Origin of the sequence: Gordonia sp. Swx-4, from assembly GCF_030316175.1 — a bacterium.
Classification (GTDB): domain Bacteria; phylum Actinomycetota; class Actinomycetes; order Mycobacteriales; family Mycobacteriaceae; genus Gordonia; species Gordonia alkanivorans.
The window spans coordinates 5,052,228-5,074,111 of record NZ_CP128197.1 but is presented as its reverse complement, the minus strand read 5'-3'; the positions used below and the strand labels follow the sequence as shown (position 1 = coordinate 5,074,111).

Below are 21,884 nucleotides of genomic sequence, written 5' to 3'. Positions count from 1 at the left end.
CATGTATCTTGGACCGGTTGCCGACGCAGGCGACCCTCCTGCCACGGACAGTCCGTGGCCGACCTAGCCCATAGGAGGTGATGTGGTCTTATGCGTCACTACGAATTGATGGTCATCCTCGATCCGAATCTGGACGAGCGCACCGTCGCACCCTCACTCGATACTTTCCTCAATGTTGTCCGCAAGGATGGCGGTTCGGTGGATGGTGTCGACATCTGGGGCAAGCGCCGCCTCGCTTACGAGATCCTGAAGCACAACGAGGGCATCTACGCCGTCATCGATCTCAATGCCGAGCCCGCCACGGTCACCGAGCTCGACCGTCAGCTGAAGCTGAACGAGTCGGTTCTGCGCACCAAGGTCCTGCGGAAGTAATCCACAGGGTTTCTTGAACGTCTGAAGACGTCGGTACCGGGTTCTAGGGTTGACCCAGAAAATCCCGGTGCATGTCGATCAGCGAGTGCCCACCTACGACCCAAGGGGAAACACACATGGCAGGCGACACGGTCATCACCGTCATCGGCAATCTCACCGCCGACCCGGAACTGCGGTTCACGCCGTCCGGTGCAGCGGTTGCCAACTTCACGGTGGCTTCCACCCCGCGCACGTTCGACCGTCAGACCAATGAGTGGAAGGACGGCGAAGCGCTGTTCCTCCGCTGCAACATCTGGCGCGACGCCGCGGAGAACGTGACCGAAAGCCTGACCAAGGGTTCCCGGGTGATCGTGCAGGGACGGCTCAAGCAGCGGTCCTACGAAACCAAAGAAGGCGAACGACGCACGGTCGTGGAACTCGAGGTCGACGAGATCGGCCCCTCGCTGCGTTATGCCACCGCCAAGGTCAACCGCGCCTCGCGCGGCGGCGGCGGCGGTGGTGGCGGCGGATTCGGATCCGGTGGCGGCGGCGGTAGCCGCGGCGGCGGATCGAACCAGCAGGTCGCCGACGATCCCTGGGGCAGCGCGCCTGCCAGCAGCGGCGGATCGTTCGGTGGCGGGGACGACGAACCACCTTTCTGATATCTCACGGGACGACACTCACATGTGAGTGATCCCGAAGAAGCATTGACTGGAGCAATACACACATGGCAAAGGCGAAGCCCAGCCGGAAGCCTCGCGTCGAAAAGGTCACCAAGACCAAGGCGTGCAGCTTCTGCAAGGACAAGAAGGCCGACATCGACTACAAGGACACCGCGCTTCTGCGCCGTTTCCTGTCCGACCGTGGCAAGATCCGCTCGCGTCGCGTGACCGGTAACTGCGTGCAGCACCAGCGCGACGTCGCTGTGGCTGTCAAGAACTCGCGTGAGGTGGCCCTGCTGCCCTTCACCTCGACCAGCCGATAAGCGGAAAGGATCAGTTGACATGAAGCTCATCCTCACCGCCGCCGTGGAGAACCTCGGCGAAGCCGGCGACATCGTCGTGGTCAAGGACGGCTACGGCCGCAACTACCTGCTGCCCCGCGGCCTGGCCATCAAGGCCACCCGCGGCGCCGAGAAGCAGGTCGAGGGCATACGCCGTGCGCAGGAGGCCCGCGAGGTTCGCGGTCTCGAGCACGCCAACGAGCTGAAGCAGGCCCTCGAGGGCCTCGACGCAGTCTCGCTGGACGTCAAGACCCACGACTCGGGCAAGCTGTTCGGTTCGGTCACCGCGGCTGACGTCGCCGGTGCCATCAAGACCGCCGGCGGCCCCGTCGTGGACAAGCGCACCGTCGTGCTGCCCAAGGGCCACATCAAGGCCACCGGTAGCTACCCGGTCACCGTCACCCTGCACCCGCAGGTCTCGGCAACCGTGCAGCTCGCCGTCGTCGCCGCAGGCTGACGCACCGCATCACACGAAACAAGGCCGGGTGGAAGAGATTCCACCCGGCCTTGTCGTATGTGCGGCCGCCCTACTTCGGCGCAGGCGGGTTGGCGGGCAACTGATTCCAATACTGCAGCCGTGGAGGCAGGTATCGCGGCGCCGGGTTTGCGCTGTGCGCGACGGCGTTGTTGCCCGGTCCGAGGGTGTCCCAGGACGGGAAGAAGAACTTGTGCCACGCGGGGGTGAAGATCAGCGCCCGTTCGCCGGTGCGGCAGGCGACGACGTCGCGCCGCGGCACGGTGCACGTGACCCCGGCGATGGTGACGCGCTTGCCGACGCCCAGAACCGGCGGCCGGAACCCGGTCTTCGAACCGAAGCGGTACGTCTGGTCTCTGTTGACCCACCACGGGCCCTGCTGGTCCGCCGTGATGGCGGCGCCCGTCGCGGTGGGCGGGGCGGTCGCGGGACGGCCCTGACAGCCCACGTAGCGGTAGGCCTGCCCGATCTGGCACATCCAGCGGCCGGTGGTGAAGAACGAACGCCCGTTGTCCCCGTAGGCGAGCGAGCGGAAGGTCGTCGGGTCGACCGGCTGGTAACGCGCCAGGTCGAATTCGACGGGCATCGTGGGACCGGGCGCGGCGTGCGCCGGCGGCGCACCCAACGCGATCCCGGTCGCAACCGTCAGCGCGGCCACCACCCCGACCGTTCGACGGATGACCCCGGTTCCCAACCCCAACCTCGACACGATCGACATTGCATCACACGGATTCGGGTCGTCGTCGTCGATCCAGCGATAAGTCATACGACTGATCACTGTCGTGACTAGCTGTTACGTAGATCACTCGGGAAATTCACCAAATTGTTTGCCACACGTACTTGAACAGTCGGTCGCAACACGCCCAACTGACGACGCGCCGAAGAGTGTCGAAGGATTTTCAGTTTCTTGATTGTGGAAATTAATAGGTGTTCTGACCTGGGCAAACAGAGTTGTTCACACCCGAATTCCTCAGGTTGTCCACAACGGGTGCACAATCGCTCCCCCGCTCATTCACACGTCGTCCACAAGTCCTCCCCAGATTCATCAACAGCCCGGTTTGAGTCGTCGTGTCGGAGGTCTTAGTGTCACGGCTCAGGTCTCAGTCCTGTTTTCGCACGCTCGGCGGCAGTCGTTGTCGGAGCGTCCCGATAGGAAGAGACGGACAGAGCAAGAGACAGAGCAGTACGTCGACACCGGAGACTCGCGAGGTGGCCTGCCGGGGCCGACACCACAGAGGTCGATTCACTCGTCAGGGCGAGCGGATCGAGCGTATGCGAGAGGTTAGACACACGTGGCTGTTGTGGATGACCGCGGGCACGGTCCTGCCGCCGGCGATCGGGATAAAGAACGAGGTCGGGGTCGAGGTGCGGACGATGCACCGCCCACCGAGGACTTCGGTAGGCAACCCCCACAGGATCTCGCTGCCGAGCAATCCGTGCTCGGCGGCATGTTGCTGTCCAAAGACGCGGTCGCCGACGTCGTCGAGAAGATCCGGACGGCCGACTTCTATCGGCCCGCTCACCAGGCGGTGTTCGAGGCGATCCTTAGCCTCTACTCCAAGGGTGAACCCGCCGATGCGGTCACCGTCGCCGCAGAACTCGAGCGGTCGGGCGAACTCAAACGCATCGGTGGCGCACCGTATCTGCACACGCTGATCTCGACGGTGCCCACGGCCGCAAACGCCGGCTACTACGCCGAGATCGTGGCCGAGAAGGCCATCCTGCGCCGTCTGGTCACCGCCGGTACCCGCATCGTGCAGTACGGCTACGCGGGCAACGACGGCCAGGACGTGGCCGAGGTCGTCGACCGCGCACAAGCAGAGGTCTACGAGGTCACCGAACGCCGTCAGGCCGAGGACTACCTTCCCCTCGAAGAACTGCTGCAGCCGACGATGGACGAGATCGACTCCATCGCCTCGCGCGGCGGCATCTCGTTGGGCGTGCCGACCGGCTTCGCGGACTTCGACAAGCTGACCAACGGTCTCCACCCGGGCCAGATGATCATCGTGGCCGCGCGACCCGGCGTCGGCAAAGCGCTCGCCCTCGACACCCCGCTGCCCACGCCCACCGGCTGGACGACGATGGGCAAGGTCGGGGTGGGCGACAAGCTGCTCGACGCGCACGGCCGGCCCACCAAGGTGGTCGCCGCGACCGACGTGATGACCGAACGTCCCTGCTACGAGGTCGAGTTCAACGACGGCGCGGTGTTGGTCGCCGACGAGCAGCACCAGTGGGCGGCCGAGATCGACGGTGAGCGCCAGGTCGTCACAACGGCGGGCCTGCGTGCGCACGTGGGGTGTGCGGTCATCCGCAACACCGCGCCGCTCGAGTTGCCGCGCAAGCGTTTTGCCTACGGCCCGTACACGGTCGCGGCGCTGGCGGGGATGGCGTTCGACGATCCCGAGATCAGCATGCGCATCGACGCCGAGGGGCCCGTCGACGTGATGACGCTGATGGCCGACCTCGGCGGCCGGATCCCCTACGAGTACCTGCGCGGTTCGATCGCGCAGCGTCGGTCGTTGCTGGCCGGTCTGCTCGATGCCCGCGCCAGCGTCGACGACGACGGCTGGATCACGGTGCCCGCCGCGACCCGGCACATGACCGCGGTCGTCGCCGATCTGGTCGCCGGTCTGGGCTTCAACTACAAGCGCTCGGCCACCGGTTGGCTGCGCGTCGACGCCGACGAGGACGTGTTCACCGTCCACCACAAGGCAATTCGACACAAGGAGCTCCGACGCAAGGCCGGCGTCCGCCGCGTCGTCGCGGTGCGTCCGGTGGATTCGGTGCCGGTGCGCTGCGTCGAGGTCGACAACGACGAGCACCTCTACCTCGCCGGCGAGGCGATGGTCCCGACGCACAACTCGACGCTGGCCATGGACTTTCTGCGCTCGGCGGCGATCGGCCACGGCCTCACCGCGGCCATGTTCTCGCTCGAAATGAGCAAGACCGAGATCGTCATGCGACTGCTCTCGGCAGAGGCCAAGGTCAAGCTCGCCGACATGCGTGCCGGCACCATGAGCGACGACGACTGGACGCGTCTGGCCCGCCGAATGGGTGAGATCTCGGATGCGCCGTTCTTCATCGACGACTCGCCGAACCTCACGATGATGGAGATCCGCGCCAAAGCGCGTCGTCTCAAGCAGCGCCACGACCTGAAAGTCGTTGCGGTGGACTACATGCAGTTGATGACCTCGGGCAAGAAGGTCGAGTCCCGTCAGCAAGAGGTCTCGGAGTTCTCGCGTCAGCTCAAGCTGCTGGCCAAGGAACTCGAGGTGCCGGTGATCGCGATCAGCCAGCTGAACCGTGGTCCCGAGCAACGTACCGACAAGAAGCCGCAGGTGTCGGACCTTCGTGAGTCCGGTTCGCTGGAGCAGGACGCCGACATGGTCATCCTGCTTCACCGCCCCGACTCGATCGAGCGCGACGACCCGCGCGCGGGTGAGGCCGACATCATCGTCGGCAAGCACCGTAACGGACCGACGGCCACGATCACCGTCGCGCACCAGCTGCATCTCAGCCGGTTCGTCGACATGGCGCGGGGTTAGGCTTCGCGAGGTCGGCCCTCTCAGGAGGTCTCGAGTGCACCAGCCGGGGGCCGGCACCAGACTTTCCTTCCCTCATCAGTGAGGTTCGTGTATTCGTTCACGCGGATCAGGAGATTGCCGTCCGAATCGTCGCGTTGACGGTAGGCGAACCCTCCGTGAGCGCATATTCCCTTGGTGGGTGGGATGTTCGGGTCGAACTCGACAACTACAGCCTCGCGTTCGAGTTTTCGCCACCACACGCGAAGTCTGTCCAGTTTGTCGGCGTTCATACCGGCACCGAAGGTTGCCATGTACTCCCCGTGGTCACGAAGTCGCCGGTAGGGAATCGCCTTGTCGTGGCCCTTTGAGGTCTCCCAGGGCCAGCAGTCGTTAATCAGCTGGCGCGTCGATTTCTTTCCGCCGTAGGTCTTCAGATGCCAGGAGACTGCCTGCCGCGTTACGCCGTACATCTCGGCGATCTGGGTTTGGTTGTAGCCCTTCGACTTCAGATCCTCGATTACCTCTTTGGAGAGCTCGCGATCAGATGTTGTGCTGGGTTGATCCATGACCTTGCTCTTTTTCGACGGGTCGGATCAAGAGAACCCTTGCTTCCGCGCCCTGGTACCGGGCTCGGATGCCCTGCGTATACCTGATCATCATAGGAAGGAACGTCCGCGCGTCCCTCAACCGCAGGTACACCCGGGCGGCTTCCGGACCGGGAGTACCGCGCGGAGCAGGGCCCTGGTCAAACCGGTTGCGCGCACCCCGACAATGGTGAGGTGACCGAACGAATTCTGCGCGCGTGAACGTCGGCGACCGATGACCGCACCCGCGCGCTCGAGCCAGGCCATGGTCGTCTGGCTGGTCGGTCTCACGGTCTACTTCGTCGCGGTCCTGCAGCGGTCCTCGCTGGCCGTGGCCGGTTTGCTGGCGGCCGAACGCTTCGACATCACCGCGTCGCAGCTGTCGACCTTCGTCGTGCTGCAGATCCTGGTCTATGCGTTGATGCAGGTCCCTGTCGGACTTCTGGTCGATCGGTTCGGGCCGCGGCGGGTGATGCTCACCGGGACGCTGATTCTCGTCGTCGCGCAGGTCAGTTTCGCTATCGCCGACAGCTACCCGTGGGCGCTGTCGTCCCGGTTCTTCATCGGCATCGGTGACGCGATGACGTTCGTGTGCGTTCTGCGGTTGGTCACCAGTTGGTTCCCGACGAAGCGGATCCCGTTGATGACTCAACTCACCGGGGTGCTGGGTCAGTTGGGTGCGGTGGCGGCGGCGATCCCGATGACGTGGGCGCTGTCGACCCTGGGATGGACGCACGCGTATCTCGCCACCGCAGCCATGGGCGCCGCTCTGCTGCTGGCCACCTGGCTGGTGGTGCGCGATTCGCCGACGGCGCGCTCGGTGTCGGGTCCGGTCCTCGGGTGGGCGGGTATCCGGCAAAGCCTGAGCGCGTCGTGGGAACATCCCGGTACCCGCCTGGGTTTCTGGATGCACTTCTCCACACCTTTCAGCGCCAACGTCCTCGGACTCCTGTGGGGCTATCCCTTCTTCGTGGAGAGCCAGGGCCTGAGCGCCGGCGCCGCGGGTCTTCTGTTGACGATCATGGTGCTCGCGATCATGGGCTTCGGCCCGGCATTCGCCTGGCTGATCACCCGATCACCTTGGCACCGTTCGACGTTGGTTCTCGGGGTGATCGCGAGTATCGCGACCGCCTGGGCCGTGGTGCTGGCGTGGCCCGGCCCGGCGCCGTTCTGGCTGCTCGTCATCCTCGTGATCATCTGCGGGATGGGTGGTCCGGCGTCGATGGTCGGCTTCGATCTCGGCCGCACCTCCAACCCCGCCTCTCGCACCAGCACAGCCACCGGGCTGATCAATCAGGCCGGGTTCCTCGCGACCCTCGTCACCGCCGGCTTGATCGGTCTCATCCTGGACTGGCGCACCCCGGATGGCGTCGAAGGCTATCCGGCCGAGGCATTCACCTGGGCCATGGCCGCGCAGTTCCTGCTCTGGGGACTCGGTGCGATACAGATCTGGCGGTACCGCCGGAGAGGCCGCGCACGGCTGCTGCTCGACGACCCGGAGCAGTGGGCGCGCCAGTCCGGCCGTCCGGTTCCCGAGCAGCCCTGAAACCCTTCAGACCCTCTCGATCGATGTGGTCGTCAACCCCGGATGACCCGGAGGTGACTCACCCGGAAGTAGGGGGTGATCTCGGTCCTTTCACCGATGTGGCGGCCACCTTCGCCGGCTTAGCCTCGCGATATGACTGTGATCGACACGGCCCAGGACGCGGAGGCCGCCCCCACCAGAGAACCTTCGACCCCGATCCGTCGTTGGGGTCCGGCCAGGAAAGTGGCGTTCCGGTTCGCCTTCATCTACACGGCACTGTTCTGCCTCACCTTCGCGCAGATCACCTTCATGTTCTTCGGCCTACTGGGAAACCTGCTGCCGGAGAACATGATCGTGTGGCAGATGAATGCTCTCGCACCGGTGATGGAGTGGTTCGGCCGCAACATCTTCGGGGTCGAGGCAGTGCTCGATCTGGACTCGGGGAGTGGCGATCAGACCGCGATCTGGGTCTATCTGTTCCTGATCGCCGTAGTCGCGGTGGTGGCCACAGCTCTGTGGTCGGCCCTGGATCGTCAACGGCCAGAATACATCCGCTTGTGGTCGTGGACGGTGCTGTTCCTGCGGCTCGCACTCGGCGGGCAGATGCTGTTCTACGGATTCGCGAAGCTCATCCCGTCGCAGATGGGCCAACCCCCACTGGCGACGCTCCTCGAACCGTACGGCGACTTCAGCCCGGCGTCGGTGCTGTGGATGCAGGTGGGGAGTTCACCGGTCTACGAGATCCTGCTCGGCAGCGTCGAGGTACTCGGCGGTCTCCTGCTGTTCTGGTCGCGCACAGCCACGCTCGGCGCGATCGTGAGCTTCGTCGCGATGGTCCAGGTGTTCATCCTCAACATGACCTTCGACGTCCCGGTCAAGATCCTCTCGTTCCACCTCGTGGTCTTCTCGCTCATCCTGTTGGCACCGCAGATGCGAAACCTCCTGGATCTGTTCGTATTCGGACGATCAGCGAATCCCGTCAACCCGCCCGCACTGTTCACACAGGACAAGCTCAACCGGTGGGCGGCGGGAATCCAGGTGGTCCTGGGCATCTGGGTGGCGATCGGAGCGGCCCAGATCAGCTGGACCGCGTACCACGAGTACGGCGGTGGTGCACCCAAGCCCGAGCTGTACGGCATCTGGTCGGTCCAGGACTTTCGCGCCGACGGTAGGTCGGTGCCGCCACTCACGACCGACGAAATCCGTTGGCAACGGCTCGTGTTCGACACCGGTGGCGCGACGACTCTGCAGATGATGAACGGTGCACTCGTTCCGATACCGGCCGAGATCGCCGACGGCACACTGCGGCTTCAGCAACCAGCTGCGGTCCTCGATATCGATCGTCCCGACGATGACACCCTCGTGTTGAGCGGCGACCTCGACGGCACTCCGACCACGATCGTCGCGCACCGGATGGACCACGACGCCATGACGTTGCGGAGCAGGGGATTCAACTGGGTCCAGGACGAGCCGTACTTCCGGTGAGATCCTGCAGCGCCATGTTCGATCAGCGGAACCGGCCCGAGGCTCGTCCGGCACTCTCAGCGCACCGCAACGACGTCGACGAGAACCGTGCGAGAACCCATTCCCAAGCGACTCGCTCCTGTTCGAGGCGCACACGCGTGCCGAGTGAGTCTTCCACGAGGTCGGTGTAGAGGGCTCGCTCGGCGGGAGTGAGCCGGGTGAGTGCAGACGTCGCCGGACGATCCTCGGTGACCCAGCGACCCCGGTGTGCGAGAAGAGTGTCGCGATCCATCAGGATCGACTCGGTCTGGGGGAGCCAGGCTCGTAGTCGGTCGAGAATGGCAAAGCCGTGTGTATCGATGTCGCCCCAGTACAAGACCGGAACATCGGTGAGCCATGGGAGCCGGCCGATGCGATCCACTTCGAACCCCTTGCCCCACAACACCATGCCGTCCTCGGGGACATCCACACTGAGATAGGTGATCTCGTTCTCGACGACGAGGACACGTCGCGGTCTCAACGCCACCTGCGCGAGTTCGTCGGCCCGGACGCTGAGCTCGGTCAGAAGCTCGGGCAATCCCAACGTCGATGACGGCCGAAACCGCACGAACTCGGGCTTCGCGCGCAAGCCCAGCCCGGCGAGGAAACCGGCGGCGGTCGAGGACACACCGAGCATCGACGCCAGTACCGACCGGTAGCGTTCGGCGAACTTGGTGTCGACGCCGGGGGCGGTGATCTCGCGTAGGTAGCGGCCCGATCCGCGTTGTGCATCGAGCCACTCGTATGCCGCGATCAACCGCGGGAACTCCGAGCTGAGCTCGACTGCGCGGAGCGGATGCCGGAGGACCCAGGCGCTCACCGCCGGCGTGTCGGCAGACAGACGCATTACATCGTCGAACTGTGCGACGTCGCTCGCCACGCCGAGCAGCGACCATGCCTGCTCGAACGAGTCGATGACCGCTCGCACCGGAAGCTCGTTCCGCCCGACCTGCCGTCCACCGATCGACTGCCAGCACAGCGTGTAGTGCCCATCGTGGCATCGCCCCCGGTCCAGTGCGAACACCCATTCGCGGGCCGCGCCGAGGTCCTCGGCGATCTGCGATGGGGTGGGGCCGCGCAGCGGGATCTCGATGGGCTCGAACAGACCGTCACTTGCATACGCGCGCAACAGGGTTCCGTCGATCCACCGGCGTCGGACCCGGGCAACGATGTCGTCGGGCGAGGTCCAGCGACCGCTCACCGCAACTGTCCGTCTCGGCGGGACCGGTACTCCTCGATCGTCATCGTCTGCAACCGTGAGAACGTGCCGGTGGGGTTGTCCACGAAGCCGATCGCCTTCACATACGGCTCGATCACATGCACCTTCTGCAGCGGCGTGACGATCAGCAACTGCAGCCCGAGCTTGGCGAACAGGTCCAGCGCGTAACGAGTGGACACGTCCGATCCCCGCCCGAACGCCTCGTCGATCACCGCGAACCGAAAATCACGAGACTTCTGCACGCCCCATTCCAAACCGAACTGATATGCCAGCGAGGCGGCGAGAATCGTGTAGGCGAGCTTCTCCTTCTGACCGCCGGACTTGCCGTCGGAATCGCTGTAGTGCTCCCACTCGATGTCGGTCTCCACGTCCCGCTCAGAGGCGGAGAACACGAACCAGTTCCGCACATCGGTGACCCGGCGCGTCCAGTTCTTGTCCGAGTCGGCGTGCCCGTCCCGACCGCGGAATCGTTCGATGATCCGCTTGACGTCCAGGAACCGCTGCTCCGAGTACTGGTCACCGTCGACCGCAAGGCTGTCGTTGGTCAGGTTCCGCAGATCGGATCGGAACTGCACCACTTCCTGATTCGTGGTGGCTTCTCGCTCCAGCCGGATACAGCGGCCCGGGTTGTACGGCACCGCGCCCAGCGCCTCGTTGATCCGGGCGATGCGCTCGTCGATCGACGCGGCCTGCCGGTTGAGCCAGTTGTTGAACCCGGCGAGCTCCTGGATGGCGTTCTTGTTCAGCTGGTCCTTGAACTCGGCCTCGAAACGTGGGAGGTCGTCGGTCGCGACGCGCTCGCGGAAGGCGACGAAGTCTGCTCGGGACCCGACGTCGGCGTCCATGTCGGCGCGCAGGTCGGGCCATCGTCGCAGGACCTCGGCCATGTACTGAGCGAGGTTCTGGCCGTGACCACCGAGCTCACGGGTGAGTCGTTCGATCCGCTGATGCAGCACGGACGAGAGTGTCGATTCCGCCGCGGGGCAGTCATCTGCCGTGGTCGGCATGACGTCGAGGCGTTGTGCCAGAGCGTCATACGACGCCCGTGCGGTCGTGAGGTCGGCCTCGGCGTGCTGTGCGATGAACGCGTCGGTCCCGGCACGAAGTTGCTCGGCCTGGTGTCGGGCCGCCGCAGTGGTTGCCAGTTTGCCGGTCAGCTCGTTGATCGTCGCGTTGAGGGCCTCGGCGTGCTCGGCATTGCGTTCCAGCGCCACCGTGATCTCCTGCAGCCGTGAGGAACCCGATTCGAGACGGGCCCGCTCTGCGTCGTGCGCCTCGACGCGATGACGGGCCTCGTCGACGTCGAGTTCGGTCCAGGAATGGAATCCCTCTAGCCGGGCGAGTGCTTCGCTGCGCTTCTGCACGACGTCTCGCTGTTCCGACATCGTGGTGATCTCCGTGGCGGCGGCCGACTGCAGACGCTCGAACTCATCGAGATCGTCACGCAGCGCGGCGATCTTGCGTTCGTTGGCCCAGCCGAGGACCCATCGCCGGGGATCGTCGACGCGGTGCCGGTCGTCCTTCTCATGACGACCACCGGAGCGCACCTGGCCTTCGCGTGTGACGGCGCGCGTGGCCGCCCGGAACTCGGCGATGTTCTCCGTGCGCCGGTGGTCGGCTCGTTTGAACACCTCGGCACGCAGGTAGTCCTCGAAGGGCCCGTCCTTGATCTCCAGGCACTCGGCGAGCACGGGAACGTCGGAAGGCTGGCGCTGTAACGGAATCTGTCGCCCCGGCACGCGCTCATATACCAGGCGCGCACCGACGTTCCGGCCGCCGGCGCCTCGAAAGGTCAATCGTCGGCCGTTGACCCACTCCGCGACCGAATCGTAGTGTTGCTGCGGCACCAACAGCGAGAGCGCGAAGCCGCGCAGAACCCGCTCGGCCGCGCCGCGCCACTCACCGTGCTCCGCGGCGACATCGAGAAGTTCGCCGGCATAAGGAAGATCGGTGTGGGTGAGCCCGAGGTCGGTGGTGAGCTGATCGCGCAGTTGTACCTGGTCGGGCGGCAGATTGCTGGTGCGGTTGCGGAGGTCGTCGAGTTCGTCGCGGATCGCATCCGCCCGTCGGACCGTGTCTTTCTCGCGTCCGATGGCGTCGGCGATCGTGGTGTCCAATGCGCGTTTGGTCGCCAGTAGCCGGGAACGTTCGTCGTCGATGAGGCCGCGCAGAGCGCTGAACTGCTCGGCGGAGGTCACCGGATCGAATCCGGCATCGGCGATTGTGGCGTCGAACAGTGCCCGGCCGTGCCGGCGTTTCTGCAGATCGTCGCGCGCCGCGGCGGCGAGCCGTTCGAGTTCGCCGACGCGGTCACCGCCGGCCCGCGCCCGCTCCTCGATGAGCGACTCGCGTTCGCGAGCCAGGTCGCGCTGGCGTGCGGTGGCTTCGTCCTGGCGGCGTAATAGGCTTTCACCTTCGGCGGTGTACGTGACGATCTCGCCGGCGAGCAATCCGGAACGGTGCTCGGCGATGAACAGCCGAACGGCCGCGCGCTGCAGGTCCAGCTCATCACGTTCGGCCAGTGCGGCGTCGTACTTGCGGCTGGTGGCGACGATGGGCTCGAGTGCCTCGAGCTGCTCGCGGGCTCGCTTGACGGCGTCGAACGCCTTGGTGAGGTCGTCGAAGTGGCTGATGATGTCGCGGACACGCTCGGAAGCGTCGCTGGGTTCGAGCATGTGTCCGCGCACGAACTCGTTGAGGTTGCCGACCGACTTCATCGACACCGTCTGGTGGAGCAGTTCGAGCGCTTGCTCGGACCGTATGCCGAGCAGCCGTCGCATCGAGGTGGAGTATTTCGGGAATTCGTCGACCACCTCGGCACCGCCGGACCGGAGTCGCTTGCGCAGGTCGCGGAGGTCGGAACCGAAGTCCGCGAAGTCGGTGGCGATGGTGAGTTGTTTGGTCGCGGTCACATAGAACCGGTAGGGCTGCCCGACGGTGTCGCGTTGCTGGAACACTTGAGCGAGGGTCACGGTCTCGTCGTAGCCGCCGTTTCCGAACACACCGAGGATGACCGAGTAGGTGTTGCGGTTCTGCCGGAGGCCTTTCGCGCGGGATCGCCCTGTCGATTCCTGTCGTTCGGACTTGTAGTGGCCTTCGACGTAGGAACGAAGTGTGCGTTCCTTGACCTCCGCACCGGCGGCCTTGTTGTAGGCGATCTTGTGGGCGGGCATAAGCAGGGTGGTGACCGCGTCGACCAGGGTCGACTTGCCCGATCCGATGTCTCCGGTGAGCAGTGCCGTCTCCGTGCCAGGGGTGAGTCGCCACACCTGTCGATCGAACGTGCCCCAGTTGAGGACCTCGACGTACTGCAGACGGAATCCCGCCCCCTGGGCGGGCCCGCCGAGTTCGACCGATGAGAAGAGTCCCTCGGTCATCGGCTTCCTCCGTCATCGGCCGGCCGTCCGGCGTACTCGCGGAGCTTGCCCGCGAAATCCGACAGTGTCTGCGCGTCGATGTAGGCCTTGATGATGCGCCGGACCTCCCACTGGTCGGTGTGGCCCCGCAGTTGGCGCAGGAATCCGAGTTCGACAGTCTTCTTGATGGTGCTCTCGGCCTGGTCGACGAGGCGTGCCTCGTTGGTCGACTCGGCCTGGAACAGGCGCAGCATCTCGACGATCTGGTCGGTCGACAGGACGAGTCGGCCCTCGCCGCCGGTGATCTCGAACTCCAGCAGGCGTTTGCGGAGGAGTACCAGTAGCAGGCTGACGTTGTAGGTCAGTGCGCGGCGTCGGACCAGCCGCGGAAGTGGTTCCTGTTCTGCTTGTTCCGGCCGTGAGCGGAGGTAGGCGTAGCCCTCGGAGTCGTCGACGACGACGTCGACTCCGATCGTGGCGAAATGGTCGCGTACGCCGGCCCCGGATCGCTCGAGCGTGGCCCAGGCATCCGCGTCGGATTCGCGGTAGACCACGCCCTGCATCAGCCGGATGATGGTGCTCGCGACGGCGCGTTCGTCGGTCATCGTCGCCTCACCGTGACTCTCGGAAGCCGGGCACGCCGGATGGTGTCCGGATCGTTGGGATCGGGGTATTCCAACAGGGTCTCGTCGGAGGCGTCGATGTCGATGCTGACGTCACCGTCGTCGAGCGCGAGATAGCCGACGATCTCGGCTGCGCCCTGCTCGATCGGGTACATGCCGACCACATCGGACAGGAGCGCGGACGACCGCTCGGGCAGGATCGCGCGGATGTTGGCAGCCAGACGGGCCTGGTCGACGAAGGTTTGGGTGAACAGCAGCTCGGCGTCGAGGTCCTCGGTGGCGTGCTCGATGTGGCTCTCGACGGTCGCCGAGGCGGGCTGCTGGTAGAGCGGCCGTTCGAAGGGCAAGGCGATCTCGATCCCGGGCTGGTCGACGTCGAGACCGAAATCCAGTGTGTCGCCGCGGAGCTCGAGCGCGGTGCTCTCCACGGCACGGACGAGGTCGAAGACTCGGCGGTTCTCGAGCCACACCTGGTCGTCGAGGAAGCGGCGAAGTTGTTCGGAGATCTGGCGGACGGTGCGCTGGGTGCGGTCGGCTGCCTCCGACCAGTCGTGGTGGATGCCGCGGATGCGGTGGTCGACTTTCACGAAGTCGAGCGAGGACACCTTGTCGAGCAGGGCGGACAGTTCGGTCTGCCGAGAGTCGGAGAGCAGGAACTCGAAGAACGACTGGAAGCTGCGCCCCTGGTCGGACGAGGCGATCTCCGACCGACTGCCCACCAACTCGGCGAGGAGTTCGCCCTTCGGGCCGTCCCAGGCGGCGATCTTCTCGCGGGCGGCGCGGTCGAGGAGGCGAAAGTTGTCCTCGACCTCGCGGAAATCGGAGAGCAGCTCACGCGCGGTCGACGACAGCTGCTGGTAACGGTCTCGGACCCCTGTCTGGTCGAGAACCGCGATGTGGCCGGACTCGACGGCGTCGATCTCGGCGTCGATCTCGGCACGACGACGCCGCAACTCCGCGAGTCGGACCCCCGGGTCGGATTCGACGCCGTGCACGATCTGCCGGAGCAGTTCGACGACGGTGTGCAACCGCGACTCGGTTCCGACGAAGGCTCTGCCCTGGAGGGAGACGACCCAGGAGTATGCCTTCTCGAAGGCCGGCGTCACCTCGTAGTGGACTTCGTCGTCCCCCGGCGGGTAGAAGCGACGGAGAAAGCCCGCCTCCGTTGCGGCCCAGTCCTCGAGGTACGCACGAGGTTCCTTCGGGAATCGAGCCTGTCCGTCTTCCGCTGCGGCTGCGGTGTTCAGGTCGTAGAGGAGGTCGTCCAACGCCGCGGCGAGGTCGTTGGCCGAACTCGCACCCCGGTTACCCTCGACGAAGTAGTTCCCGAGGAACGTCAGGATGAGCGGGGAATGGTGAGCACGCAGCAGCCGCCATGCGGGATGTCGTTCCCACAAACCGGTGAACGCGTGGAAGTCCATGGGCCAAGAGTAGGCAACCCGTCGGACATCGTCGTCTCGATCACCGGCGGGTGTCGATGACGGGGACCAGTGTGCCCCGGCGGATGGCCTTGTCGCTGGTGGCGATGGTCAGCCCCCGGCGAGTGGCCTGAGCGACGATCATGCGGTCGAACGGGTCGCGATGGTCCCACGCGAGTTGTCCGGCAAGTACTCCATCGATCGCGTCGATGGGTAGATCCATTGCTGCCATCGCCGCAATGGTTTCACTCCACGAGGACAAGAGGGGGCCTGCATCCAGGCGGCCCAGCCTGGTCTTGATCGCGATTTCCCAGGCCGATGCTGCCGAGACGTAGAGGTTGTTGGCGGGATCGCCGAGGATGTCCAGAGCTGACGGAGCGAGGCGGTCTGGGTCGGTCACGAGCCAGAGGAGAGCGTTGGTGTCGAGCAGGATGTCGGTCACGGCTTCGGTTCCCAGGCCTCGAGCTCGTCGTCGGGCAGCGGATCATCGAAATTGTCGGGAATCCTGATGCCAGGGAACTGTCCGAACCGGCGCGCCCGCGGCGTAGCGGGGGCGAGCACTGCCACAGGCCGACCATGGTTCGTGATGGTGACCGACTGTCCCGTCCGTTCGACTTCGGCCAGGACGGCGTTCAACCGGGCTTTGGCTTCGGTGCTGCTGATGTACTTCATGCCCGAGTGTAAGCCCATTCTGACTAGTGCAACCAGTCCGAAGGCCTTGGCGCCTTCAGCGCAGCAACAACCACACGAACCGCAGCACGATGGCACTGATCCCAAAGATCGCGGTGGCGATCAGCCATCGGCGGGCGAGACGGTCGGCGACCAACGGTTCCTGTCCGCGACGCAGATAGGTGAACGCCGACATGATCGCGCACACCGTCGCAGCCACGCCGCCGACGAGGACCAGCGTCAGCATCACCGTGTTCACCGTTGCACCCCATCGTCTGTGAGTGGTGCCCTCACACCACCCGCTTCAATTCGCCGGGTGTGACGTCGTCGTCTGCGGCCAGTGCCAGCACCTCACCGAACCCGGCGACCAGGCACTCGGCGAACAACTCCTGGTCGGTGATCGCGGCTCCGTCGGAATTGATTCCGAGGCAGGCGGTTCCGTTGTGGGTGATCATCGTGGCCATCATGGCGCAACCGGGGAGCGGGCCGAAGGGGAACATGCGCTCGACCTTGGCGCCGGCGACGTAGGTCTCCCAGGGGATTCCGGGGACGTTGCTGGCCTGGAGGTCGTTCTGGCTCGTCGTGCCGCTGAACCGCATCAGGACTGTGCCGGGCATCCAGGCCATCACCGATCCGAGGGTGTTGAAGATGTCGACCGCCGGTTCGTGGCGGGCTTGTCGGACCTGCTCGCGGATGGTGAGGACGCGCTCGAAGGGATCGGCGATGCCGACCGGACCGGCGAGGCGGCCCACGGCGATCCGGTTGCCGCCGGCGGGATCCTCCGGACGGCGCACCGAGATGGGGATCGCGACCGGGATGCTCTCGACCGGTGAGCCCATCTTCTCGTGATAGAGCCGGAATCCGCCGATCAGACCGGCGAGGTAGACATCGTTGACCGAGGAGCGGGCTGCGGTCGCGGCCGCCTTCAGATCGGCGAACGGCACCTCGAACGCGCTGAACCGCCACGACAGACTGCGGTGGGCCAACAACGGGGAACCCGGAGGACTGACGAGTCCGGCCACCCGCGGCACCGAACGGCCATAGCGCAGAGCGGTACTCAACGCCTGGCGCGGATTGGTCAGCGCGCGGACCCCGCGGAACGCGGTGTCGAGGCGGTGTGGAATTCGGCGAACCTCCTCGGCGATCTGTCGCTGGATCAGGTCGAGCGGTGTGATGTTCACCGGGTCGGGGCTCGGAGGCTGTGGCTTCTTCGGATTGTGGTCCCGGGTCGGCGAATGCAGTTGTGCCAGTCCGATGATCGCGCCGAGTCCGTCGGTGAGGGCGTGGTGTGCTTTCAGGAAGTACGCGGCTTTGCCGTCGGGCAACCCTTCGATCAGGTAGCCCTCCCACGGCGGGCGTGCCGCGTCGAGTGCAGTCATGGCCAGCTGTTCGCAGGTGGTCAGCAGTGCGCGTATGCTCCCGTCGCCGCCGAGGCGGATCCGGCGCAGGTGGTAGTGCAGGTCGAAGTCGGGATCGACTGCCCAGCTGGGTGTCCCGGTCCCGAAGGGGGAATCGACGACCCGCTGACGGAAGCGCGGAGCCATCCGGCTCGCCCACTCATGGGCGGCGACCAGGCGGTCCCAGTCGGGATCGCAGTCGTAGATCTCCAGCATGCAGATCGTGCCGCGCATACGACGGTCCGTGTCGCCGCGCCACATGATGGTGTCCACCGAGCTCATGTGCGGGTCGCTCGCCCAGTCCAGGGGACGGTCGACGCCTTCGGTGAGATCAGCCTCGTCGGCCATCGTCAGTTCTCCTCGGACGGTGTGTGCAGGGATTCCACCGAATCGTCGACGAATGACTCCAACGGCCAGTCGGCGAGCGCCGTGACATACATCTGGCGTACCTCCTCGGCGCGGGTGCCGATCTCGTCGGCCGTCCACTCGCTGGTGTCGATGGGTGGCAGGACCATCACCTCGACCGTACCCGGGCGAATGAGTTGCGCACCGCGCCACATCAATTCACCGGTGTTTCGTAGCACGACCGGGACGATCGGCACGCCGGCCTGCATGGCGATGTGGAACGGACCCTTCTTGAACTTCCCGATCCGCGGCGTCGGGGACCGCGTCCCCTCCGGCGACACGACCAGGGACATCCCTTCTTCGCGCAGCGCTTTCACCGCCGGTGCCAGTTGCTCGATGGCCTTGCCACGGTCGGCTCGATCGATGAAGACGAGCCCCGCCTGACGCAGGATCTCGCCGAGCACCGGGACGCGTTGGACCTCTTTCTTGGCAACGCCGGTCGCATCCGAGCGGACCAGGCTGATCATGACCGGGAGGTCAAGCTTCGACTGATGGTTGAACAGGAAGACGCACGGCCGGTCCGAGAAGAGGTACTCGCCGCCGTCGAGCACCTGTACGTGAACGCCGGCCAGGGACAACCCGACGTCGTTGCCGGTGGGCAGCGCCTCCACGAGCGCGTGCGGGTCGCGACGCACCAGACCGGCGGCGGCACCGACGGCGGCGGACGCGACGAACGAGCCGTAGAAGGCCCCGGTCCGGGCCAGCATCCCGAGACGGTTGTAGGTGGGGTTCTTCAGGTCGATGATCGGCCAGCCGCGGGACTCGGCCTCTGCGCGCAGGATTCGGCGGGGCGAGATCGCCGCCGGGTTGCCCACGGACTCCAAGTAGGGGATGTCCTCGTTGCCGTCGCTGTAGGCGAAGGACGCGTCGAGGTCGATGTCGTTCGCACGGGCCAACTCTCGGACCGCGGCTGCCTTACCCGGTCCCCAGAGCGGTCGGCCTTTGATGTTTCCGGTGACGACGCCGTCGACGACCTCGACATCGGTGGCGAGCGCGAAGTCCGCACCGATCTCGCGGGCGATCGGCTCGATCTGGAACCGGGTGGCCGACGACGCGATCACGATGGTGTGCCCCATCTCCCGGTGCGCACGCAGGATCTGCCACATCTGAGGACGCAGCTTGGCTGCGGTCTCGTACTTGAACAGGTGCTCGCCGAAGGCGATCAGCTCTGCGTAGGTCTTGCCCGCGAATGTGGGCCGCGTGGCCGCCAGGACCTCGGCGTAGTCCTGCTCCGATACGACGCCGCGCAGGCCGATCACCAGGAAGTCGGCGAGCTCGCCGAGTCCGAACTCCATGCTGCGCAACCGCGCCCGCATGATGGCGGCGGCGGAGAAGCCCTCGATCAGCGTGCCGTCGTAGTCGAAGAGCGCGGCCACCTTCTTGCCCGTCGGCGCGGAACGGATGGCCCGCATCCGGTCGGTGAACGCGCTCACCGCTCCTCCTCCCCGACGACGATCGGCTGCAGGTCCTCGATGGCCGCGATCCGTGCGAGCCGATCCCGCATCAGTTCGACCTCGTCGAGCCAGTTCTGGCGGGCGACGCGGAGATCGACAATGTCCTCACCGTGGATCAGGCCGCGGTTGTCGGCGAGACGATAGGCGCCGTCGTAGAGATCCTTGGACACCGAATCCTTGCTCCGCAGAACAGCTTGCAGCGCGAGCTGCCGACCCAGACCGAGGCAGTCCGCGATCAGCGCATCCTTCTCCTGGGCGGTGTTGCCCAGTTCCACCAATTTGGTCGCGACCACCAGCTGGGCGTCGAAGAACGGTTGGAGGGTGCGTCGCGCGAACAGTGCTCCGGTGTGGCCGTGCAACACCTCGTAGGTCCACTCCTGCGTGGGGGTGACCGCCCGCCAGCCAGGAGCGAGGAGGTCGAGTTCGATGCCGAGCCGATGCAGGAACTCGGTTTTGGGTGGGAAGAAGAACTCGAACTTGAGGAGGTCGCGGATGCGGAGGGCCTCGCGCTGTGCGGCGGTCAGCAGCGCCTCGTCGGGTGCCGGTGGGGAACCGACGTGGCTGCTCCGGATGGGGGTGCTCCCGGCCTTGACCTCGCCCTCGGCCAGCGCCAGCAAGCCCATCTCGACGATCGCGCGGTCGACGAAATGGTGCAGCGCGCCGTTGCGGTAATACGCTGCGACGGCCCGGTTCTCGGGAACCACCGACCAGACCTGTTCCGAACCGCCCTCGTAACAGCTGACCACGCCGTTACCGGCCAGCACGCGCAGCGTCCGGACGAGTCCGACGCCGCGGCAGCGCGCGGGATCGGGTCCGGGTAGGCCACGGCGGTCGATGTAGTCGAGCAGCGGAGCGAGGACGGCCTCGATCTCGGGCAGGGTGTACGCGCGGTCCTGTGCACCGAGCGCTGCGAAGCCGACGAGTGAGGTCGCGGTGATCGGTGTGGCAGAGTTGATCTCGTCCATCACGCGGAACGCGACCTTCTCCAGCTGCGCGGGCCCTTCGCCGACCTCTTCCAGCGTCTCCCGCAGCGAGATCGGGGTGCCGAAGCGGACTCTGGCCTCGCCGAGGTAGCTGCGTTGGGCCTTGGCGTAGCGCAGCAACCAGCCGACGCCCTCGGGCTTCTTGACGCCACCCGCGTCCTCGTCGGCGATCGCGCCGACCTCCTGCAACTGGTCGTAGACGATCGACGTGGGAACGATCGTCACGTCGGCGTCGTCGAGCTGTCCCGCGGCGTCGACGACGTAGTTCAGGAGTCCGAGCATCGGCTTGCGCAGCTTGCCCGTCCGGCTCCGGCCGCCCTCGATGTACCACTCGAGGTTGAACCGCTTCTCGATGATGTAGGCCAGATAGGAACGCATCGCGAACTTGTAGACCGGGTCCGACCCGAACTTGCGCCGGATGAAGATCATCCCCGCGCGCCGGGCGACCGGACCCACCGGCCAGAACGACAGATTGTTGCCACCCAGCACGAGGTTCGGCGGGAAGTCGTTGTTGCGCAGGACCGTTGCCAAGACCAACGGGTCCACGTAGGAACGGTGGGAGGGCAGGAAGACCAGGCCGGTCGACTTGTTCAGCGTCCGTAGCGAGTTCAGGGTGTCGACGTCGACGGCGACGTTCCAGGCGCGTTCGTGGAGACGGTTGAACGTCGCGGAGAAGATGTCGTCCATCAACCTGCTCTGCGTGGCGACGAATCCGGACAGTTTGTCGGTGGCCTCGGACACCACCGCATCGGTGGGTCGGCCGAGTTCGGCGGCGAGTTTGGCCGCGCCGCTCTGGAATCTGGCCGAGCTGCTGATCTGTTCGGCCACCAGGCGCGGAACCTTGTACCGGTCGCCGACGATCTGGCGTTCGGCACGTTCGGCCGAGACCGACGCCGCGATCCGGACGTACCGGTCGAAGGGTTCGCCCTCGGCCTGGTCGCGCGCATGCCGTTCGCGGAGCTCGGCGATGGTCGCCGGTTCTCCGGCCACCACGCGAAGAGCGTCGGGCCGGCGTCTGCGGATTATCGGCTGCATGAGGCCGAGCGGTCGACGCGGATTCGACAGCACCAGCACGTCGCCGAGGGTCACGCGACGCTCGCCCTGGCGCGCCGCCGGTAGCCAGACCGGCCGTACGGGCACGAGGAGCGTGTTCGGCGAGAGGGCGTCGAAATCGACGTCGGCGCCCTGCCGCACCTCGGCGTCCGGGTAGGCGTTCGCGGCCCAGTCGTTGACCGCGCGCATCTCACACGAGGTGCGGGCCTTGGTCAGGACCAGAACGGGATCGGACATCTGCATCACCCTCACGTCTCCTCGTCGACACCGTGGCGCGCTTCTCCGCGGCGCGGTGTTCCCCATGTCCGTTGTCCGCAGGCGGCGATCGCCGCCCGGCAGACG

At 65.8% G+C, this 21,884-nt stretch carries 19 protein-coding genes; 7 read left to right on the top strand and 12 right to left on the bottom strand.

Annotated elements, in window-relative coordinates:
* The first annotated feature begins 90 nt into the window (after nucleotides 1–90).
* From rpsF to rplI, 4 genes are all read left to right on the top strand, one after another.
* Entirely contained in the window at nucleotides 91–372 is a 282-nt protein-coding gene (gene rpsF, locus PWF70_RS22975; RefSeq protein WP_004020660.1) for a 30S ribosomal protein S6, read from the top strand.
* Nucleotides 373–488: 116 nt separating this feature from the next.
* Nucleotides 489–1,013, top strand: coding sequence for a single-stranded DNA-binding protein (locus tag PWF70_RS22970; RefSeq protein WP_035753991.1), 525 nt, complete (start codon nucleotides 489–491; stop codon nucleotides 1,011–1,013).
* Nucleotides 1,014–1,078: 65 nt separating this feature from the next.
* A complete protein-coding gene (rpsR, locus tag PWF70_RS22965) occupies nucleotides 1,079–1,336 on the top strand; it encodes a 30S ribosomal protein S18 (RefSeq protein ID WP_006361034.1) in 258 nt (85 codons plus the stop codon).
* Between the two features lie 19 nt (nucleotides 1,337–1,355).
* A complete protein-coding gene (gene rplI / locus PWF70_RS22960; RefSeq protein WP_006361033.1) occupies nucleotides 1,356–1,811 on the top strand; it encodes a 50S ribosomal protein L9 in 456 nt (151 codons plus the stop codon).
* Nucleotides 1,812–1,881: 70 nt separating this feature from the next.
* On the opposite strand, the gene PWF70_RS22955 is transcribed toward rplI, so the two are convergent.
* The gene (locus tag PWF70_RS22955; protein WP_035754051.1) at nucleotides 1,882–2,547 is read right to left on the bottom strand and encodes a hypothetical protein; all 666 of its coding nucleotides are present in this window, start codon (nucleotides 2,545–2,547) and stop codon (nucleotides 1,882–1,884) included.
* Between the two features lie 574 nt (nucleotides 2,548–3,121).
* Between PWF70_RS22955 and dnaB the strand changes: the two genes are divergently transcribed.
* On the top strand, nucleotides 3,122–5,374 hold the full coding sequence (gene dnaB, locus PWF70_RS22950) for a replicative DNA helicase (protein ID WP_035753992.1): 2,253 nt from the start codon (nucleotides 3,122–3,124) through the stop codon (nucleotides 5,372–5,374).
* 20 nt (nucleotides 5,375–5,394) lie between these two features.
* Here dnaB and PWF70_RS22945 read toward each other — a convergent pair whose 3' ends face one another.
* Nucleotides 5,395–5,919, bottom strand: coding sequence for a hypothetical protein (locus tag PWF70_RS22945; RefSeq protein WP_035753993.1), 525 nt, complete (start codon nucleotides 5,917–5,919; stop codon nucleotides 5,395–5,397).
* 253 nt (nucleotides 5,920–6,172) lie between these two features.
* Between PWF70_RS22945 and PWF70_RS22940 the strand changes: the two genes are divergently transcribed.
* Together PWF70_RS22940 and PWF70_RS22935 are read left to right on the top strand one after the other, a co-directional pair.
* Nucleotides 6,173–7,483, top strand: coding sequence for an MFS transporter (locus PWF70_RS22940; RefSeq protein ID WP_035753994.1), 1,311 nt, complete (start codon nucleotides 6,173–6,175; stop codon nucleotides 7,481–7,483).
* Nucleotides 7,484–7,615: 132 nt separating this feature from the next.
* Nucleotides 7,616–8,947, top strand: coding sequence for a DoxX family protein (locus PWF70_RS22935; RefSeq protein ID WP_035753995.1), 1,332 nt, complete (start codon nucleotides 7,616–7,618; stop codon nucleotides 8,945–8,947).
* Between the two features lie 22 nt (nucleotides 8,948–8,969).
* Here the strand turns inward: PWF70_RS22935 and PWF70_RS22930 are convergent, their stop codons facing one another.
* Genes PWF70_RS22930 through PWF70_RS22885 form a run of 10 tightly spaced genes read right to left on the bottom strand, consistent with a single transcriptional unit; the run spans nucleotide 8,970 to nucleotide 21,785 of the window.
* Nucleotides 8,970–10,166, bottom strand: coding sequence for a Wadjet anti-phage system protein JetD domain-containing protein (locus PWF70_RS22930; protein WP_035753996.1), 1,197 nt, complete (start codon nucleotides 10,164–10,166; stop codon nucleotides 8,970–8,972).
* Complete coding sequence (locus PWF70_RS22925) at nucleotides 10,163–13,561, bottom strand: ATP-binding protein (protein WP_042376009.1); 3,399 nt, start codon at nucleotides 13,559–13,561, stop codon at nucleotides 10,163–10,165. Before PWF70_RS22925 ends, PWF70_RS22930 begins: the two co-directional genes overlap by 4 nt.
* Nucleotides 13,558–14,145 (bottom strand): DUF4194 domain-containing protein, encoded by a 588-nt coding sequence (locus tag PWF70_RS22920; protein ID WP_035753998.1) that lies wholly within the window; start codon nucleotides 14,143–14,145, stop codon nucleotides 13,558–13,560. Before PWF70_RS22920 ends, PWF70_RS22925 begins: the two co-directional genes overlap by 4 nt.
* Entirely contained in the window at nucleotides 14,142–15,584 is a 1,443-nt protein-coding gene (locus tag PWF70_RS22915; RefSeq protein ID WP_035753999.1) for a DUF3375 domain-containing protein, read from the bottom strand. Before PWF70_RS22915 ends, PWF70_RS22920 begins: the two co-directional genes overlap by 4 nt.
* A gap of 40 nt (nucleotides 15,585–15,624) precedes the next feature.
* On the bottom strand, nucleotides 15,625–16,023 hold the full coding sequence (locus PWF70_RS22910; RefSeq protein WP_035754001.1) for a type II toxin-antitoxin system VapC family toxin: 399 nt from the start codon (nucleotides 16,021–16,023) through the stop codon (nucleotides 15,625–15,627).
* Nucleotides 16,020–16,253 carry a type II toxin-antitoxin system Phd/YefM family antitoxin gene (locus tag PWF70_RS22905; RefSeq protein WP_035754052.1) on the bottom strand — a complete coding sequence of 78 codons (234 nt, stop codon included), beginning with the start codon at nucleotides 16,251–16,253 and terminating at the stop codon, nucleotides 16,020–16,022. Before PWF70_RS22905 ends, PWF70_RS22910 begins: the two co-directional genes overlap by 4 nt.
* Nucleotides 16,254–16,308: 55 nt before the next feature.
* Nucleotides 16,309–16,509, bottom strand: coding sequence for a hypothetical protein (locus PWF70_RS22900; RefSeq protein WP_081724846.1), 201 nt, complete (start codon nucleotides 16,507–16,509; stop codon nucleotides 16,309–16,311).
* 31 nt (nucleotides 16,510–16,540) lie between these two features.
* Nucleotides 16,541–17,995 (bottom strand): wax ester/triacylglycerol synthase domain-containing protein, encoded by a 1,455-nt coding sequence (locus PWF70_RS22895; RefSeq protein WP_035754002.1) that lies wholly within the window; start codon nucleotides 17,993–17,995, stop codon nucleotides 16,541–16,543.
* Nucleotides 17,996–17,997: 2 nt separating this feature from the next.
* The gene (locus PWF70_RS22890) at nucleotides 17,998–19,485 is read right to left on the bottom strand and encodes an HAD-IB family hydrolase (RefSeq protein ID WP_035754003.1); all 1,488 of its coding nucleotides are present in this window, start codon (nucleotides 19,483–19,485) and stop codon (nucleotides 17,998–18,000) included.
* Nucleotides 19,482–21,785 (bottom strand): glycerol-3-phosphate 1-O-acyltransferase, encoded by a 2,304-nt coding sequence (locus PWF70_RS22885; RefSeq protein WP_042376006.1) that lies wholly within the window; start codon nucleotides 21,783–21,785, stop codon nucleotides 19,482–19,484. Before PWF70_RS22885 ends, PWF70_RS22890 begins: the two co-directional genes overlap by 4 nt.
* Between the last annotated feature and the right edge of the window lie 99 nt (nucleotides 21,786–21,884).

Coding starts and splice junctions, on each gene's coding strand:
- rpsF (WP_004020660.1), top strand. CDS start 91: ATGCGTCACTACGAATTGATGGTCATCCTCGATCCGAATCTGGACGAG.
- PWF70_RS22970 (WP_035753991.1), top strand. CDS start 489: ATGGCAGGCGACACGGTCATCACCGTCATCGGCAATCTCACCGCCGAC.
- rpsR (WP_006361034.1), top strand. CDS start 1,079: ATGGCAAAGGCGAAGCCCAGCCGGAAGCCTCGCGTCGAAAAGGTCACC.
- rplI (WP_006361033.1), top strand. CDS start 1,356: ATGAAGCTCATCCTCACCGCCGCCGTGGAGAACCTCGGCGAAGCCGGC.
- PWF70_RS22955 (WP_035754051.1), bottom strand. CDS start 2,547: ATGTCGATCGTGTCGAGGTTGGGGTTGGGAACCGGGGTCATCCGTCGA.
- PWF70_RS22945 (WP_035753993.1), bottom strand. CDS start 5,919: ATGGATCAACCCAGCACAACATCTGATCGCGAGCTCTCCAAAGAGGTA.
- PWF70_RS22940 (WP_035753994.1), top strand. CDS start 6,173: ATGACCGCACCCGCGCGCTCGAGCCAGGCCATGGTCGTCTGGCTGGTC.
- PWF70_RS22935 (WP_035753995.1), top strand. CDS start 7,616: ATGACTGTGATCGACACGGCCCAGGACGCGGAGGCCGCCCCCACCAGA.
- PWF70_RS22925 (WP_042376009.1), bottom strand. CDS start 13,561: ATGACCGAGGGACTCTTCTCATCGGTCGAACTCGGCGGGCCCGCCCAG.
- PWF70_RS22920 (WP_035753998.1), bottom strand. CDS start 14,145: ATGACCGACGAACGCGCCGTCGCGAGCACCATCATCCGGCTGATGCAG.
- PWF70_RS22915 (WP_035753999.1), bottom strand. CDS start 15,584: ATGGACTTCCACGCGTTCACCGGTTTGTGGGAACGACATCCCGCATGG.
- PWF70_RS22905 (WP_035754052.1), bottom strand. CDS start 16,253: ATGAAGTACATCAGCAGCACCGAAGCCAAAGCCCGGTTGAACGCCGTC.
- PWF70_RS22895 (WP_035754002.1), bottom strand. CDS start 17,995: ATGGCCGACGAGGCTGATCTCACCGAAGGCGTCGACCGTCCCCTGGAC.
- PWF70_RS22885 (WP_042376006.1), bottom strand. CDS start 21,785: ATGCAGATGTCCGATCCCGTTCTGGTCCTGACCAAGGCCCGCACCTCG.